The following is a 16,770-nucleotide window of genomic DNA, read 5'->3' on the forward strand; positions in this document are numbered from 1 at the left end:
CGGAAGGGTCACGCGTCGTCACCCTCGCGCATCGGAACCCGCACGCCCCGCTCGTCCGCGACCCGCTCCGCGATGTCGTAGCCCGCGTCGACGTGCCGGATGACGCCCATGCCGGGGTCGTTGGTGAGGACACGGCGGATCTTCTCGCCGGCGAGGGGGGTGCCGTCGGCGACGGTGACCTGGCCCGCGTGGATGGAGCGGCCCATGCCGACGCCGCCGCCGTGGTGGATGGAGACCCAGGACGCGCCGGAGGCGACGTTGACCATGGCGTTCAGCAGGGGCCAGTCGGCGATCGCGTCGGAGCCGTCGAGCATGGCCTCGGTCTCGCGGTACGGGGAGGCGACGGAGCCGCAGTCGAGGTGGTCGCGGCCGATGGCCAGGGGCGCTGCCAGCTCGCCGCTCGCGACCATGTCGTTGAAGCGCTCGCCGGCCTTGTCGCGCTCGCCGTAGCCGAGCCAGCAGATGCGGGCCGGGAGGCCCTGGAAGTGGACGCGCTCGCCGGCCAGCTTGATCCAGCGGTGGAGGGACTCGTTCTCCGGGAAGAGGTCGAGGATCGCCTTGTCCGTCTTGTGGATGTCGGACGCCTCGCCGGACAGGGCGGCCCAGCGGAAGGGGCCCTTGCCCTCGGAGAAGAGGGGGCGGATGTAGGCGGGGACGAAGCCGGGGAAGGCGAACGCCCGCTCGTACCCGGCGAGTTGGGCCTCGCCGCGGATCGAGTTGCCGTAGTCGAAGACCTCGGCACCGGCGTCCATGAAGCCGACCATCGCCTCGACGTGCGTGGCCATGGACTCACGGGCGCGGGTGGTGAAGCCCGCCGGGTCCTTGGCGGCCGCGTCGGCCATGTCCTCGAAGGCGATGCCCACGGGGAGGTAGGCCAGCGGGTCGTGGGCCGAGGTCTGGTCGGTCACGATGTCGACGGGGGCGCCCTCGGCGAGCATCTGCGGGAGCAGTTCCGCCGCGTTGCCGAGGAGGCCGATGGAGAGCGGGCGGCGGGCGTCGCGGGCCTCGACGGCCAGCTCCAGCGCGTGGCGGAGGTTGTCGGCCTTGACGTCGAGGTAGCGGTGCTCGATGCGGCGCTCGATGGCACGCGGGTCCACGTCGATGCAGATCGCGACGCCGTCGTTCATCGTCACGGCGAGGGGCTGCGCGCCGCCCATGCCGCCGAGGCCGGCGGTGAGGGTGATGGTCCCCGCGAGGGTGCCGCCGAACTTCTTCGCGGCGACGGCGGCGAAGGTCTCGTAGGTGCCCTGGAGGATGCCCTGGGTGCCGATGTAGATCCACGAACCGGCGGTCATCTGGCCGTACATGGTGAGGCCGAGGGCCTCCAGGCGGCGGAACTCCTCCCAGTTGGCCCAGTCGCCGACGAGGTTGGAGTTGGCGATGAGGACGCGCGGGGCCCACTCGTGGGTCTGCATCACGCCGACCGGGCGGCCGGACTGGACGAGCATCGTCTCGTCCTGCTTGAGGGTGCGCAGGGTGCGGACCATGGCGTCGAAGGAGCGCCAGTCGCGGGCGGCCTTGCCGGTGCCGCCGTAGACGACGAGCTTGTCGGGGTGTTCGGCGACCTCGGGGTCCAGGTTGTTCTGCAGCATCCGCAGGGCGGCCTCCTGCTGCCATCCCAGGGCGCTCAGTTCCGTACCGCGCGGTGCTCGTACGGGGCGGGGTCCTGACATGGTCTGCCTCCTAGCGGACTGCGTTCAGCGGATTTCTACTACAGCTATTCACATCCTGGCTTCGTGAATAGAACTAGTCAATACATCAGGGCGTCTCTCTGGGCAGGCTCAGGATGTTTGGCCGGATGTACGAGCCGGTTGTACCGGCACGGGCGACGACACGACGGGGATGCGATGCGCAACGGAATCCAGGGTCACACGGACGCCGCCGAACCCGGCGCCGAACGCAGCGCCCGCCGGGACGAGGCGGTCCGGGCCGCCGTGGAGCAGGGGCTGCTGGGACCCGGCGCCCCCATCGCCGCACTGCTGGACGTCACCGGCATCCGGGAGTCGGCGGCGGAGCTGCGGGCGGCGTTCGACGCGGTGACGGCACCCGGAACTCCGGTGCTGCACGCGTTCGCCGTGAAGGCGAGCCCGCTGGTGCCGGTGCTGCGGCTGCTGCACGAGGAGGGCATCGGCGCCGAGGTCGCGAGCCCCGGCGAGCTGGCCCTCGCCCGGGCGGCGGGCGTACGGCCGGAGCGGACGGTGCTGGACGCGCCCGCGAAGACACCGGCGGAGCTGCGGGAGGCGCTGGCGCTCGGGATCGCCGTGAACGCCGACAACCCGCAGGAGCTGGAGCGCATCGACGGGCTGATGCGGTCGGCGAGCAGCCGTTCGCCGCTCGGGATCCGGGTCAATCCGCAGATCGGCGGCGGGTCGATCGCGGCGCTCTCCACGGCGACGGCGACCTCGAAGTTCGGGGTGGCGCTGCGGGACGAGGGGGCGCGCGAGTGGGTGGTGCGCGCCTACGCCGAGCGGCCGTGGCTGACCCGGCTGCACGCGCACACCGGGTCGCAGGGCATCCCGCTGGCCCTGCTCGCGCGGGGCGTCGCGGAGACGTACGAGCTGGCCGAGGAGATCAACGCGCGGATCGGGCGGCCGCAGATCGACACGCTCGACATCGGCGGCGGCCTGGGGGTCAACTTCGGTTCGGACGCGACGACCCCGACCTACGCGCAGTACGCGCGGCTGCTGCGGGAGGCGGTGCCGGGGCTGTTCGACGGGCGGTACGGGCTGGTCACCGAATTCGGACGGTCGATGCTGGCCAAGCAGGGCACGGTGGTGGCCCGGGTCGAGTACGCGAAGAGCGCGGGCGGCCGGCCCATCGCGATCACGCACGCGGGCGTGCAGGTGGCGACCCGCACGGTGTACGCGCCGCAGTCGTGGCCGCTGCGGATCGCCGCCTACGACGGGAAGGGGCGCCCCAAGTCGGGCCCCGAGGTGGTGCAGGACGTGGCCGGACCCGCCTGCTTCGCGGGTGACCTGCTCGCCGAGGGGCAGGCGCTGCCGTTGCTGGAGCAGGGCGACCACGCGGCGGCGCTGGACACCGGGGCGTACTACTTCGCGGCGCACTACGCCTACAACTCCCTTGCCCGGCCCGGCATTTACGGCTTCGTGCAGGACGGCGCCGGAGGCGTGACGTTCGCGACCGTGCGCAAGCCCCAGACGGTGGCGGAGATCGTGGCCGAATCCGGCGGGGCGCACGCCGCCGCGCTCACCACCCTCCGCGCGCCCGGGAGCCGTTGACGCACACCGGTGCGAGCAGGGTTCAACTGACCCATGCAACTCGTCTGAAAACGGGGTCAGTTGACCCACCTTAGTCACTCGGGTGCATGTTCCACCGGAAAATGCCAGATCCCTCACCCCTCGGCCACACGGTGCGTAGCTTCGTCGTCACTCAGCCGAACCGCAGGCGGGAGGGGAGCCAGGGTGCCCGGAATCGACGAGTGCTTACTTGAGGCCATGCGACTGCCCGGTGCCCGGGGCGCCGCGCTGGTCGACTGGACGAGCGGGCTGGCCCTGGGCGTCGTCGGGGAGTCCCCGGGCGGCGACCAGGAGGCCAGCGCCGCCGAGGCCGCCGAGCTGGCGCGGCTCGCGGCCGAGCACCGGGCGTTCGCGTCCATGGGAACCGACGGGGAGGAGGCCGACGATCCGCCGCTGGAGGATCTGATCGTCAGCAACCGGGACAGCTATCACGTGCTCCGGTTCGTGCGGACGTCGTTCGACAGCAGCGTGTTCCTGCACCTGTGGCTGGCCCGCGCGGAGGGCAACCTCGCGCTGGCCCGCATCCGGCTCGGCGAGATGGCCGGACGGCTGGTGCTGGGATGACCGCGGTCAAGGCCACGCCCACCACCCCGCCGCCCCGGCTGCCGGTGCGGGACAAGGCCGCCGCCGGGGACCGGGGCTGGGGCGGCGTCTCGCCGATGCTGACCCGGCTCGCCGCCGAGGAGGCCACCGGTGTCCTCGTCCGCGAGCGCGGCAGCCTGCATCTCGTGGACGGCGGGGTCGTCCACGCCGAGAGCCCGTCCGCGCCCGGTCTCGACCTGCTCCTCACCGCGCACGGCACGCTGGGCGCCGAGGCGTGGGAGGCCGCGGCGAGAGCGACCGACGACCGGCACGCCACGACCCGACTGCTGCTGGACGGCGGCCTGTTGAGCCCGGGCGCGCTGGAGCTGTGCCATCTCGGGGCGCTGTACGACGCGGCGTACTTCGTGCTCGCGCCGAGCAGCACCCCGGGCCGGTTCCGGTACGGCGTGACGCATCCGCTCGGGGGTGTGCGGCCGGTTCCGGTGGCCGCACTGGAGCGGGAGACGCTGCGCCGCCGGGATCTGCTGCACCGCGTCTGGCCGGACGCGGCGACGGACGGCGCGCCGCTGGTGCGGGCCGACCCCGTCGCGCCCGCGCCGGTCACGCCCCGGCAGGCCGCGGTGCTGGCCCTGGTGGACGGCGTCCGTACGGCGACGGACATCGCGCGGACGCTGGGGCGGCGGGCGTATCCCACGCTGCTGGACGTCCGGCGGCTGGTGTCGGCGGGGCTCGTCTCGCCCCGGCAGGCCGCGCCCGCCGCGGTGACCGCACCCGGACCCGCGCCCGGAGCCCCACCCGTGCTGGACGTCGTCGATCCCGACATCACATTGCTGAAGAGGCTCAGGGATGCGCTGGAGGCCCTTTGAGTGGCAGCGAGCACGCGCCGAGAGGAGAGAGCCGATGGCCTCCGAGGCCGAGATCCTCGACGAGCTGCGCCGGCTGAGAGCCCGGGTGCCCCAGTTGACCGGGGCGCTGGCGGCGGGCGTCGACGGTCTCGTCCTGGCCCAGGACACCCCGGGCGTCGAGCCGGAGCGGGTGGCCGCGCTGACCGTGACGGCGCTCGGCGTGGCCGAACGGATGGCGGACGCGACCGGGCAGGGCGACTTCCGCGAGCTGCTCGTGCGCGGGGTCTACGGCTATGTCGCGACCTACGCGGCGGGCCGCGGCGCCGTGCTGACCGTGCTCGCCCAGGACCGCGTCAACCTCGGCCGGCTGCTGTTGGAGGGCCGCCGGGCGGGGGCCCGGATCGGCGAACTGGTCGACGCCGAGGCGGCGGCCGAGACCGAGGCCGAGGAGCGGTCCGAGGCGACGGCGTCCGCCAAGGCGCCCCCGAGAACCACCACCGCACGACCGAGAACAGCGCGCGCACCACGCACCACCAACGCGCGTACCACCACGGAAAGTTGAACGGACCCAAGGGAGCACTGTCATGGCCAACACCGAAACCTCTCTCAAAGAGGCGCTGACCTCCATCGAGGGCGCGACCGGCGTCGCGCTCGTCGACTACACCAGCGGTATGGCGCTCGGCACGATGGGCGGCAGCAAGACCTTCGACCTCGGCGTCGCCGCGGCCGGCAACACCGACGTGGTGCGCTCCAAGCTGCGCACCATGGAGCACCTCGGCCTGAAGGGCGAGATCGAGGACATCCTGATCACCCTGTCGAGCCAGTACCACCTGATCCGCCTGCTCAAGGGGCGCGGCGGCAACGGCCTCTTCCTCTACCTGGTCCTGGACGCCAACCGGGCCAACCTGGCGATGGCCCGCCACCAGCTGAAGAAGATCGAGGCGGACCTGGAGGTGTAGCCGCCCTAGGCGAAGACGTCGCTACGGCGGCGCGCCCCGCCCGGGGTCGCGTCGCCCGCGGCGATGCCGGTGGAGCGGTAGCCCTTGACCGGCTTGCCGGCGGGGGCGCCGTGGCGCTTGTCCAGCCAGTCGACGCGGATCCAGAGCAGCACGTCGTCGGCACGCTCGCGGCGGCCGAGCCACGCGGCCTTCAGGCGGAGTCCGGTACCGGCACCGGCGAGCAGCATGCCGCCCGCGGCGGGCACGGCGAACGAGCTGGCCAGCGCGAGCGCGAGAGCGAGGACGAGCCACCAGCGGTGGGCCCGTCGCCAGTTCCGCGTGCTCACCGCGCGGTCCTGGAGCACGTCGTGCTTCCCGGCCCGGGCGGCGCCACGGGCCAGCGCGGTGTAGCGCCGGCGCCGTGTGTACGACACCACGGCCGCCGCGACGATGAACAGCGCGGCCCCGGCCATCACCCCGATCCGCCGTCCGGTGATCCCGGGCGGCAACACCCCGACACCCGCCGCCAGCACCCCGAACCACCACATCGGGGCGGCCCCGGCCCGTACGACGACAGCCACTCGGGCCAGCCCCTGAACTCTCCGGTCTCCGCGTGCCACGTCCCGCCTCCTGGTCGTCCCGGCACAGTTCCGTCCGGCGGGGAGACTAGTGAGCGAACGTGAGACGAGTCTGAGAACGCACCGACTGGAACCGGCCGTCCCACTCCACGCACCGCCTCGTCGCGTCGACCGGCGTCACTCCACGAACAGCCCCCGCGCCGCCGCCCGCGCGTCGAACTCCTCCAGGCGGGCCTGCGCATCCGGCAGGTCGTCGCACATCGCCTCCAGCAGCACCCGCCCGAGCAGCATCGGCGCGCACGCCGTGTCGAAGGCGAGGCCCGTGCCGACGGCGGCCGGGATCAGGAGGTCGGAGACCTTGGCGACGGGGGCGAACGCCGAGTCGGCGACGGTGACGACGGTCAGGCCCGCCTCCCGTGCGTACGCCAGCGTGTCCACGACCTCGCGCGGATGCCGGGGCAGCGCGAAGCACAGCAGGGCGGTGGCACCGGCCCGGACGGCCGCGTCGATCCGGTCGTGGATCATCGTGCCGCCCTCGTTGAGCAGCCGTACGTCCGGGTGGACCTTCGCGGCGAAGTACGCGAAGCCGTACGCCTGGGAGGCCGCCGCGCGCAGGCCGAGGACGGGCAGCGGGCGGGAGGCGGCGAGCAGCCGGCCCGCCTTGGCGACCGGCCGGGGGTCGGCCAGTATCTCGGCGAGGTGCTTGAGGTTCTCGATCTCGGCCTCTACGGCCTGCTGGTACTCGTTGTACGACGCCGTGTCCGGAGCAGACTCGGAGGGCGCCACCTCGCGGAGGTGTCTGCGCAGCGCCGGGTAGCCGTCGAAGCCGAGGGCGACCGCGAAGCGGGTCACGGAGGGCTGGCTGACACCGGCGAGTTCGGCGAGTTCGACGCTGGAGAGGAACGGCACGTCGGCGGCGCGGCGCACCATGCTGTGCGCGATGCGCCGCTGGGTCGGCGTGAGCCGGTGCCCCTCGAAGAGCGCCTGCAGCCGTGCGGCCGGGCTGTCGGTCACACCCACACTCCTGTCCGCGGCCGGGTCCACGCCCGGCTCCGCGTTCTTGTCCGCACTCCCGTCCCCACTCCTGCCCACGCTCATGACGTGCTCCCCCTCCAGATCTCGGTGAACCGGTCCAGCAGTCCCGCCGCCGCCGTCACATCGTCCGTGAGCGGCCGGTCCGCCGTCTCGTCGTCGAGCACCGACTCGGCCAGCTCCAGCGCGCGGCCGACCGGGAGTTCCGGGTCGGGCCGCAGACCCCGCTGGCGCAACGCCCGGACGGCGGCGACGAGTTCGCAGCCGACGACGAGACGGTACGCGCGGCAGGCGCGCAGTGTCTGACGTGCGGCGAGCGAGGCGAAGCTGGCCTGTTCCTCGACGCCCCGGGAGAGTACAGCGTGCCCGAGGGAGGCGGGAGCGGAGAAGGCCCGCAGGTCACCGAGGGCGGCGGCGGCGGAGTACTCCAGGATCATCACGCCGGAGGACGCGGCCTCGTTGTCGGCGAGGAAGGGCTTGAGGCGGGTGAACGCGGGCTCGTTCAGCGAGGAGAGCCGGGATGTCGAGAGCCGGGCCACCTGGGTGAGGGCGAGCCTGAAGTGGTCCAGGGCGAGGACGAGTTGGGCCTGGTAGAAGCCGCCGTGGTGGTAGGCGGTCATGTCCTCGGCGGAGATGAAGGGGTTCTCGGCGGCGGCGTTGATCTCGATCGCGAGCACCGCCTCCAGCGCGTCGGCCGCGTCGTGCGCGGGCCCGTGGATCTGCGGCAGGCACCGGAAGCCGTACGGGTCCTGGATCCGCCCGAGCGGAGGGGTGGGCCGGTCGGCGGCCCCGATCAACTCCCGCATCCGGCGCGCGACTTCGGTCGACCCGCGGTGCGGCCGGGCGGCGTGCACCGGCGCGGCGTACGGCTCGTGCGACCCGTCCACGGCGAGCAGCGAGAGCGCCCCGACGACCTGCGTGGCCCCGATCAGCCCCCTCAACTCGTCCAGCGCGAGGGCGGATTGGCCGAGGGTGAGCGCGTTGCTGCTGATGAGCGCGAGCGCGTCGTTGTTGTCGAGGGGCTGGGGTTCCGGAACTCCCGCGAGGGGCTGGGGCTCGGGAACTCCGGCGAGGGAACGTGCACTTGAGGCCGACGCGCCCCGCCCCCCGGAAGCCGCCCCACCAACATCCCCCGCCCCCCGCCAGGGATGCTCCCCCACCAGCGCCAACCCCACCTGGGCCAGCGCCGCGATGTCCCCGGTGCCCACCGATCCGAACTCGTTGACGACCGGGTACACCCCGCTCTCCAGCGCCTCGCACAGTGCGGTGACGACCGTGGGCCGCAGCCCAGCACCGCCCGCCAGCAGCTGGTTCGCGCGGACCGCGAGCATCGCCCGTACTTCCCGGGCCGGGAGTTCGTCGCCGATCGCACCGGCGTGGCTGCGCAGCAGGCGCAGGCCGTGCTCGGCGGCGGCCTCGGTGGGCACGTCCTCGTTCCGGTTGGCGCCGACGCCGGTCGAGCGGCCGTAGACGCGGCCGGTCGCGGCGATCTGGCGGGCCGCGTCCCAGGACTCGGTCGCGCGCTTCATCGCGTCGGTGCCGGGGACCGGCCGGGCGTCCCCGTCGGCGAGCCGGACGACATCGGTGACGCCGAAGCCGACCCCGTCAAGGACGACGAGGTCGGAGCCCCCGGACACCATCGCATCAGCGGTGCCCACGATCCGAGACGACATATGGCCCCAAACTCCCCTCAATCCGGACACTCGATCTTGCCCACCGGTCATCCGTTACCTCGGATTAACGCGGAGACATTGACAAACTATTCAGACACCGAGAACTCTGCATGACGTTATACAGCCGGGCAAGGGACAACTCATGATCCAGTTCGACGCGGTCCACAAACGCTTCCCCAACGGCACGACAGCAGTTCACGACCTCACCCTGGAGATGCCGGAGGGCGGGGTCACCGTACTGGTCGGATCCTCCGGTTGCGGCAAGACGACCACCCTTCGGATGATCAACCGGATGATCGACCCGACCTCGGGTGTCATCAAGGTCGGCGGCAAGGACGTCACCCGGCAGGACGCGGCCGAACTGCGCCGCTCCATCGGCTATGTCATCCAGCAGTCGGGCCTCTTCCCGCACCGCACGGTCCTCGACAACATCGCCACCGTGCCGCTCCTGCTGGGCCACGGCAGGAAGAAGGCCCGCGCCCGCGCCGCCGAACTCCTGGAGACCGTCGGCCTCGCCGCCGACGCCGGGAAGCGCTACCCGCACCAGCTCTCCGGCGGCCAGCAGCAGCGCGTCGGCGTGGCCCGCGCACTCGCCGCCGACCCGCCCGTGCTGCTGATGGACGAGCCGTTCGGCGCGGTCGACCCGGTGGTCCGCACCCAACTCCAGGACGAACTGCTGCGCCTGCAGAAGGAGTTGAACAAGACCATCGTCTTCGTCACGCACGACATCGACGAGGCCGTACGGCTCGGCGACCGCATCGCGATCTTCCGCACCGGCGGTCACCTCGTCCAGTGCGCGGCCCCCGCCGAACTCCTCGCCCGCCCGGCCGACGACTTCGTGGCCGACTTCCTCGGCGCCGAACGCGGCCTGAAGCTGCTCTCGTTGACGACCCTCGCCGAGGTCCCGCAGGGCCCGGCCCCCGAGGGCGGCACCTGGACCCTCGTCCTCGACGCGGCGCGCAGGCCCCTGCACTGGGCCGCGAAGGACGCCGTCATACCCGTACGACCGCTGACGGACGACGACTCCCTGCTCGCCGCGCTCAACGAGTCCGTCGCCTCCCCGAACGGCCTGATCGCGCGTGTCGACGCGGCCGGTGTCCTCACCGGCGTCTCGTCCCGCGACGACATCCACACCCACGCGGGCCGGGCGCACGCCGACGCGAGGGTCGCGGCATGACGATCGACTGGTCGTGGATAGGCGACCACACCGACGACCTGACCAGCCTCACCTTCTCGCACCTCCAGGCCGCGATGACCGCCGTCCTCCTCGGCCTGCTGATCTCGCTCCCGCTGGCCGTCGTGGCGCATCGGGTCCGCCCGCTCAGGGGCTTCCTGCTCGGCCTGTCGAACGTCCTCTTCACGATCCCGTCGATCGCGATCTTCGTGCTGCTGCTCCCGATCAGCGGTCTCACCCGTACGACCACGGTCATCGGCCTGACGGTCTACACGCTGGTCGTGCTGCTGCGGAACACGGTCGAGGGCCTCGACTCGGTGCCCGCGAAGACGAAGGAGGCCGCGAAGGCGATGGGCACCCGCCCCCTGCGCACTCTCCTCACCGTCGAACTCCCCCTCGCACTCCCGGTGATCATGGCCGGTGTCCGTATCGCCACGGTCATGTCGATCTCGCTCGTCTCGGTCGCGACCTACATCGGCGACGGCGGCCTCGGCCAGCTCTTCACCGACGGCTTCCAGCGCGACTTCCCGACGCCGGTCATCGTCGGCGTCGTCCTGACCCTGCTCCTGGCCGTGGTGGCGGACGCCCTGCTGGTCGCCCTCCAGTACGTGCTGACCCCGTGGAAGAGGCGGCGAGCCTGATGTACGAACTCTTCAAGAACCTCGCCAAGTGGCTGACCAGCGGCTCCCAGTGGGCCGGTTCGGACGGCATCGCGCACCGCCTCGCCGAGCACCTCCAGTACTCGCTGCTCGCGACCCTCATCGCGGCCGCGATCGGCCTCCCCCTCGGCCTGCTGATCGGCCACACCGGCAAGGGCGCGTTCCTCGCGATCAACCTCGCGTCCTTCGGCCGCGCCCTGCCGACCGTCGGCCTGGTCGTCCTCGTCTTTCTCGCCAGCGGCCTGTCGATGTGGCCGGTGTACATCGCGCTGGTCGCCCTCGCGGTCCCGTCCATCGTCACGAACACCTACGCCGGCATGACCGCCGTGGACCCGGACGTGAAGGACGCGGCACGCGGCCAGGGCATGCGCGGCCACCAGGTGCTGTTCCAGGTCGAGTTGCCGCTCGCGCTCCCCCTGATCATGACCGGCCTGCGCCTCGCCCTCATCCAGGTGGTGGCCACCGCCACGATCGCCGCCTACGTCTCGTTCGGCGGCCTGGGCCGCTACGTCTTCGACGGACTCGCCCAGCGGGATCTTGTGCAGGTGCTGGGCGGGGCGGTGCTTGTTGCCGTTGTCGCCATCGTGCTGGACCTCGGTCTCTCCGGGCTTCAGCGCTTCCTCTTCCGTCATCGCACGGCGTGAGCCCTTCGCTCGATATGCCGTCGATCGTCTGCGGCTCCGTCGTGGCTGGTCGCGCTCGCGCTGCGGTAGCCGCACATCGCTACAGTCCCGCCCCCTTTGGCGCCCGCCGAACCTGAAGGAACCCGAAAATGAACCGTCGCACCCTCCTCGGCGCCCTCGCCGGAACGGCCGTCGCGATCCCCGTCCTGTCCGCCTGCTCCAGCGGTGTCACCTCGCTCGACGGCGGTGGCTCGTCCGGCGGTGGCAGCGCCTCCAGCAAGAACGGCGTGACCATCGGCACCGCCAACTTCACCGAGAACCAGGTCCTCGGCTACCTCTACGCCGCCGCCCTCGAAGCGGCCGGCGTGAAGGTCAAGGTCCGCCCCAACCTCGGCACCCGCGAGATCGTCTTCCCCGCCCTCCAGAGCGGCGACATCGACCTCCTCCCCGAGTACCAGGGCTCCCTGCTCACCTACCTCCAGCCCAAGTCCAAGGTCGCGGAGGCGGGCGAGATGCAGAACGCCCTCACCCTCGCCCTCCCCTCCGGCCTCCAGGTCCTCCCCTACGGCGTCGCCGAGGACGCGGACTGCTTCGTCGTCACCCGCGCGACCGCCCGGAAGTACGGCCTCACCTCGCTGGCCGATCTCGCGAAGCACAACGGCAAGTTGACCCTGGGCGCCTCCGCGGAGGTGAAGACCCGTCAGGTGGGCGTCGTAGGACTGAAGTCGGTCTACGGCGTGGAGCTCAGGGAGTTCAAGTCCCTTGATTCCGACGGGCCGTTGGTGAAGGGCGCGCTGAAGAAGGGCGATGTGGACGTGGCGAACCTGTTCACCACCGACACCGACATCAAGGCCAACGACTGGGTCGTCCTCACCGACCCCAAGACGCTGATCCCCAGTCAGCACATCGTCCCGCTCGTCGCCGACCGCGTGGCCGACCCCACCGTCCGCAAGGCCCTCGCACGCCTGGGCAACATCCTCACCACCGCCCAACTCACCGAGCTGAACCGGCAGGTGGACAAGGACAAGAAGGATCCGGAGGACGTGGCGAACACGTATGCCGAACAGCACGGCATCACGAAGTAATGACCGGTCGATGATCTGACGCGGAATCAGCCAAGTGTCGTTAAACGAACACTCAGGGTGACGGATCACATGCGTAGGGTGATGAAACGCTCACCACCTGAGGAACCGTATGGCCTCCAACCGCAGGGCCTTCCTGACGGCCACCGCCGTCGGCGCGCTGGCCACCGCCCCCGCGACCGCCGCCGCCGATCCGCTCACCCGCCCGACCACCGCCTCCGCCGCGCTCGCCGAACTCCTGGACGGCAACCGCCGCTACGCCACCGACCACTCCCGCCACCCTGACGAGAGCCGCCGGCTGCGCCGCCGACTGGCCGCCGCTCAGCACCCGTTCGCGGTGATCGTCGGCTGCATCGACTCCCGGGTGCCGCCCGAGCTGGTCTTCGACCAGGGCCTCGGCGACCTGTTGTGCATAAGGACAGCGGGCGAGGTCCTGGACGAGGCGGTCCTCGCCTCCATCCAGTACGGCGTCGAGGAACTGCGCATCCCCCTGGTGATGGTGCTCGGCCACGAGCGCTGCGGCGCGGTCGCGGCGACCCTCGCGCACCTGGAGACCGGCGCGCCCGTCCCCGGCCATCTCGCGCTCCTGGTCGACGAGATCACCCCGGCCGCGCGCCGCACCCGCGCCCTGCCCGGCGACTGGGCCGAGCACACGATGACCGCGCACACGGCCTGGGTCCGGGACGCGATCCGCGCCGACCCCGCCTTCACCTCCGCGCACGTCGTCGCGGCCCGCTTCGACCTCGACACGGGCCTCGTGACCCTGCTGCCGTAGCGCGACCCGCTCGGGGTACTCGCGGTGAACCCCACGCCCAACAGGGGGGCTATCCCCAGTGCAGCGGGGGCGACGGCTCCCTAACCTGAGTCGCATGACGGGAATGGACGCGCACGACGTCGAACTCAAGAAGGAACTCAACGCCACCCTGCAGGCGCGCAGGGAACTGGGCGACGAGTACGAGTCGGCGCTGGTCGACTCCTTCCTGGAGAAGGTCGACCAGCGCATCGACGGCGCGGTGGAGCGCCGGGTGCGACGGCAGATGGCCGAGCAGCAGATGGTGGTCGCCCGCGGCTCCCGTTCACCCCAGGGCGCCGACTCCTGGGGCGAACGCTTCGGCTTCGGCATCGTCTCCATGGTCCTGGCGATCCCGCTCTCCGCGATCGGCGGCGGCATCGCCCACCTCCCCGGCCTGCTGGTGGCCTGGGCCGGCATCGTCGGCGTGAACGTCGTCCAGGCCGCGCGGTCCAACCCGGGGCTCTTCGGCGGACGGCGGCGCACGTCGTCCCAGGACAGCGACTGGGAGGACTGAGCGGGCCGGGAAGGTCGCGAAGGCTGAACGGCCTTACGCGCCTGGGCAGTTGGGCCGCGGAGAAGTACGGGCCGTAGAAAAGCTATGCGCGGGGACCGCCGCACCCCCCGTTGCCGGGAGGGCGGGACGACGGCGGTCCCCGCGAGGGACGCGTGCCGGGTCAGGACCGGGCGTGCGCGTCCTAGGCGTCGGTGGAGGTCCGGGAGCCGCTCCGGAGGTCCGTGACGCCGTTTTTGTGTCGGCGAGGCGGGGAGCCGCTCCCGCCCTGCCGACACCCACTAATCTGCACGACGCTTGTTAAGCGTGTGCTGCGTGGACGTGACGCCCTCGTACCACTTCCGCGAAGTCCACCGTTTCGGTGGGCAACCGCAAAGTCGCCGTCGACACGGCCCGTTCACCGGACGTTCGCTACTGCTTCCCGCCCTTGGCGAGGAAGGACAGCAGGTCCTGCCGGCTGATGACACCGGTGGGCTTGCCCTCGACCAGGACGATGGCCGCGTCGGCGGCGCCCAGCACGGACATCAGGTCGCCCACCGGTTCACCGGAGCCGACCTGCGGCAGCGGGGCCGACATGTGCTTCTCCAGCGGGTCGGTCAGGGAGGCGCGCTGGGTGAACAGGGCGTCCAGCAGCTCCCGTTCGACGACCGAGCCGACGACCTCCGCCGCCATGACGTCGGGGTGACCGGCGCCCGGCTTCACGATCGGCATCTGCGAGACGCCGTACTCGCGCAGCACCTCGATGGCCTCGCCGACCGACTCCTCCGGGTGCATGTGCACGAGCGACGGGATGGCGCCGTGCACCTTGTCGTTCAGGACGTCGGCGACGCGGGCGCTGGGACCCTCGTCCTCGAGGAAGCCGTAGTCGGCCATCCACTCGTCGTTGAAGATCTTCGACAAGTAACCGCGCCCGCTGTCGGGCAGCAGCACGACGACGACATCGTCAGGCCCGAGCCGCTCGGCGACCCGCAGCGCGGCCACGACGGCCATGCCGCAGGAGCCGCCGACCAGCAGCCCCTCCTCCTTGGCCAGCCGGCGGGTCATCTGGAAGGAGTCCTTGTCGGACACGGGGACGATCTCGTCCGCGACGGTCCGGTCGTAGGCGGTCGGCCAGAAGTCCTCACCGACACCCTCGACGAGATACGGCCGCCCGGAGCCGCCGGAGTAGACGGACCCCTCGGGGTCGGCGCCGATGACCTGCACCCGGCCCTCGCTGGCGTCCTTGAGGTAACGCCCGGTGCCGGAGATGGTCCCGCCGGTGCCCACACCCGCGACGAAATGGGTGATCTTCCCCTCCGTCTGCTCCCACAGCTCGGGGCCGGTCGAGTGGTAGTGGGAGAGGGGGTTGTTCGGGTTCGAGTACTGGTCCGGCTTCCAGGCACCCGGCGTCTCACGGACCAGGCGGTCGGAGACGTTGTAGTACGAATCCGGGTGCTCGGGGTCCACGGCGGTGGGGCACACGACCACCTCGGCGCCGTACGCGCGCAGCACGTTGATCTTGTCCGTGGACACCTTGTCGGGGCACACGAAGATGCAGTGGTACCCCTTCTGCTGGGCGACGATGGCGAGGCCGACGCCGGTGTTGCCGCTGGTCGGCTCGACGATGGTGCCGCCGGGCTGAAGCTCCCCGCTCTTCTCGGCCGCCTCGATCATGCGCAGCGCGATGCGGTCCTTCACGGATCCGCCGGGGTTGAAGTACTCCACCTTGGCCAGAACGGTCGCCTGGATGCCCGCGGTCACGCTGTTGAGCCTCAGTAGCGGGGTGTTGCCGACGAGGCTGATCATCGAGTCGTGGAATTGCACCGTTGTCTCCGGTTGCTGCAAAGAAGTGTCGTGAATGGTCCTGTCAGCGTAAGGCCCGTTCGGGGGGTCGGTACGCAGGGAATCCCCGCCCGCGGCACCATCCGCCGGGCGCACTCCGGGCCACCCGAAATCCACGTTCACCGACTGTTGAGATTGGGCGACGTGCTGTTCGGGGCAAGGAGTGGATGACGGCTCAGAGGAGGTGGCGGCGACGTATGACGAGGATGTCGAGGGCACGGGTGGCCCGGCGGATCGCGGCCGGTGCGGCGTACGGCGGTGGCGGGGTCGGGCTGGTGGGCGCGGCGGCCGTCGGGCTGGTGCTGGCCGAGGTCCGGTTCGTGAAGCGGCATGTGGGCAACGGCCACGGCCCGGGAAGCAACCATGTGCCCAGCGCCGACGGCCGGTACGGCCATTCCTACGACACCCCGGGTGAACCTCCGCTCCGCCTGACCATGCTCGGCGACTCCACGGCCGCGGGGCAGGGCGTGCACCGGGCGGCGCAGACCCCGGGCGCACTGCTCGCCTCGGGCCTCGCGGCGGTCGCGGAACGCCCGGTCGAGCTGCACAACGTGGCGCTCCCCGGCGCCCAGTCCGACGACCTGGACCGCCAGGTGGCGCTGGCCCTCGCGGACACCACCCGGGTGCCGGACATCTGCGTGATCATGATCGGCGCGAACGACGTCACCCACCGCATGCACCCGACCCGCTCGGTACGCCATCTGTCGGCGACGGTACGACGGCTGCGCACGGCCGGCGCCGAGGTCGTCGTCGGCACCTGTCCCGACCTCGGGACGGTGGAGCAGGTCCAGCAGCCCCTGCGCTGGCTGGCCCGCCGGGCGTCCAGACAGCTGGCGGCGGCCCAGACGATCGGCACGGTCGAGCAGGGCGGCCGCACGGTGTCGCTGGGCGACCTGCTGGGCCCCGAGTTCGCGGCGAACCCGCGTGAGCTGTTCGGCCCGGACAACTTCCACCCCTCCGCGGAGGGCTACGCCACGGCGGCCATGGCGGTCCTCCCGACCGTCTGCGCCGCGCTGGGCCTCTGGCCGGCCGACGAGGACCGCCCGGACGCGTCCCGCCGCGAGGGCTTCCTGCCGGTGGCACGAGCGGCCGCGGAGGCCGCCTCGGAGCCGGGCACGGAGGTCACGGCGGCGATGCCGACGGGTCCCCGGGGTCCATGGGCCCTGCTGAAGCGCCGGAAGCGGCGGCGGGTACCCGAGCCGGACACGGCACCCTCCAGCCCGTCCGGGGTCTGAGGGCGA

The 16,770-nt window shown here is 71.8% G+C and carries 17 protein-coding genes; 12 read left to right on the forward strand and 5 right to left on the reverse strand.

Translation table 11 applies throughout. The features are described from left to right. Positions 1–8: 8 nt before the first annotated feature. Positions 9–1,673 carry a urocanate hydratase gene (hutU, locus tag OHT77_RS18955; RefSeq protein ID WP_328829680.1) on the reverse strand — a complete coding sequence of 555 codons (1,665 nt, stop codon included), beginning with the start codon at positions 1,671–1,673 and terminating at the stop codon, positions 9–11. 174 nt (positions 1,674–1,847) lie between these two features. On the opposite strand from hutU, the gene OHT77_RS18960 reads away from it, so the two are divergent. The 5 genes from OHT77_RS18960 (at position 1,848) to OHT77_RS18980 (ending at position 5,604) form a co-directional block, all read left to right on the forward strand. After that, positions 1,848–3,239, forward strand: coding sequence for a diaminopimelate decarboxylase (locus OHT77_RS18960; protein WP_328829682.1), 1,392 nt, complete (start codon positions 1,848–1,850; stop codon positions 3,237–3,239). Between the two features lie 183 nt (positions 3,240–3,422). Continuing rightward, positions 3,423–3,821, forward strand: coding sequence for a hypothetical protein (locus OHT77_RS18965; protein WP_266771584.1), 399 nt, complete (start codon positions 3,423–3,425; stop codon positions 3,819–3,821). Then, entirely contained in the window at positions 3,818–4,666 is an 849-nt protein-coding gene (locus tag OHT77_RS18970) for a transcriptional regulator (RefSeq protein ID WP_328829683.1), read from the forward strand. The genes OHT77_RS18965 and OHT77_RS18970 overlap by 4 nt, the downstream gene beginning before the upstream one ends. Positions 4,667–4,700: 34 nt before the next feature. Then, positions 4,701–5,207: a roadblock/LC7 domain-containing protein gene (locus OHT77_RS18975; protein WP_328829685.1), complete on the forward strand. Its 507-nt coding sequence runs from the start codon at positions 4,701–4,703 to the stop codon at positions 5,205–5,207. A gap of 22 nt (positions 5,208–5,229) precedes the next feature. Next, the gene (locus OHT77_RS18980; protein WP_266771580.1) at positions 5,230–5,604 is read left to right on the forward strand and encodes a hypothetical protein; all 375 of its coding nucleotides are present in this window, start codon (positions 5,230–5,232) and stop codon (positions 5,602–5,604) included. A 5-nt stretch (positions 5,605–5,609) separates the two neighbouring features. Here the strand turns inward: OHT77_RS18980 and OHT77_RS18985 are convergent, their stop codons facing one another. The 3 genes from OHT77_RS18985 to OHT77_RS18995 form a co-directional block, all read right to left on the reverse strand. Beyond that, positions 5,610–6,203 carry a hypothetical protein gene (locus tag OHT77_RS18985; RefSeq protein ID WP_328829687.1) on the reverse strand — a complete coding sequence of 198 codons (594 nt, stop codon included), beginning with the start codon at positions 6,201–6,203 and terminating at the stop codon, positions 5,610–5,612. A 135-nt stretch (positions 6,204–6,338) separates the two neighbouring features. Further along, positions 6,339–7,259, reverse strand: a complete 921-nt coding sequence (locus OHT77_RS18990; RefSeq protein ID WP_328829688.1) for a MurR/RpiR family transcriptional regulator — start codon at positions 7,257–7,259, stop codon at positions 6,339–6,341. Continuing rightward, positions 7,256–8,866, reverse strand: a complete 1,611-nt coding sequence (locus OHT77_RS18995; protein WP_328829690.1) for an aromatic amino acid ammonia-lyase — start codon at positions 8,864–8,866, stop codon at positions 7,256–7,258. Before OHT77_RS18995 ends, OHT77_RS18990 begins: the two co-directional genes overlap by 4 nt. Before the next feature lie 142 nt (positions 8,867–9,008). On the opposite strand from OHT77_RS18995, the gene OHT77_RS19000 reads away from it, so the two are divergent. The 6 genes from OHT77_RS19000 to OHT77_RS19025 all read left to right on the forward strand — a co-directional run bounded on the left by OHT77_RS19000 (position 9,009) and on the right by OHT77_RS19025 (position 13,711). Next, positions 9,009–10,043 (forward strand): ABC transporter ATP-binding protein, encoded by a 1,035-nt coding sequence (locus OHT77_RS19000; RefSeq protein ID WP_328829691.1) that lies wholly within the window; start codon positions 9,009–9,011, stop codon positions 10,041–10,043. Next, positions 10,040–10,681: an ABC transporter permease gene (locus tag OHT77_RS19005; RefSeq protein WP_037748117.1), complete on the forward strand. Its 642-nt coding sequence runs from the start codon at positions 10,040–10,042 to the stop codon at positions 10,679–10,681. The genes OHT77_RS19000 and OHT77_RS19005 overlap by 4 nt, the downstream gene beginning before the upstream one ends. Continuing rightward, on the forward strand, positions 10,681–11,343 hold the full coding sequence (locus OHT77_RS19010; RefSeq protein WP_328829692.1) for an ABC transporter permease: 663 nt from the start codon (positions 10,681–10,683) through the stop codon (positions 11,341–11,343). The genes OHT77_RS19005 and OHT77_RS19010 overlap by 1 nt, the downstream gene beginning before the upstream one ends. Before the next feature lie 128 nt (positions 11,344–11,471). Continuing rightward, positions 11,472–12,407, forward strand: coding sequence for an ABC transporter substrate-binding protein (locus OHT77_RS19015; protein WP_328829694.1), 936 nt, complete (start codon positions 11,472–11,474; stop codon positions 12,405–12,407). Between the two features lie 109 nt (positions 12,408–12,516). Next, positions 12,517–13,179: a carbonic anhydrase gene (locus OHT77_RS19020; RefSeq protein WP_328829695.1), complete on the forward strand. Its 663-nt coding sequence runs from the start codon at positions 12,517–12,519 to the stop codon at positions 13,177–13,179. A gap of 103 nt (positions 13,180–13,282) precedes the next feature. Continuing rightward, positions 13,283–13,711: a hypothetical protein gene (locus OHT77_RS19025; protein WP_328834279.1), complete on the forward strand. Its 429-nt coding sequence runs from the start codon at positions 13,283–13,285 to the stop codon at positions 13,709–13,711. Positions 13,712–14,119: 408 nt separating this feature from the next. On the opposite strand, the gene OHT77_RS19030 is transcribed toward OHT77_RS19025, so the two are convergent. Continuing rightward, positions 14,120–15,511 (reverse strand): cystathionine beta-synthase, encoded by a 1,392-nt coding sequence (locus OHT77_RS19030; RefSeq protein ID WP_328829696.1) that lies wholly within the window; start codon positions 15,509–15,511, stop codon positions 14,120–14,122. 215 nt (positions 15,512–15,726) lie between these two features. On the opposite strand from OHT77_RS19030, the gene OHT77_RS19035 reads away from it, so the two are divergent. Next, positions 15,727–16,764 (forward strand): SGNH/GDSL hydrolase family protein, encoded by a 1,038-nt coding sequence (locus OHT77_RS19035; protein ID WP_328829697.1) that lies wholly within the window; start codon positions 15,727–15,729, stop codon positions 16,762–16,764. Positions 16,765–16,770: the final 6 nt, after the last annotated feature.

Source organism: Streptomyces sp. NBC_00252 (assembly GCF_036187565.1).
In the GTDB taxonomy this organism is placed as follows: Bacteria; Actinomycetota; Actinomycetes; order Streptomycetales; family Streptomycetaceae; genus Streptomyces.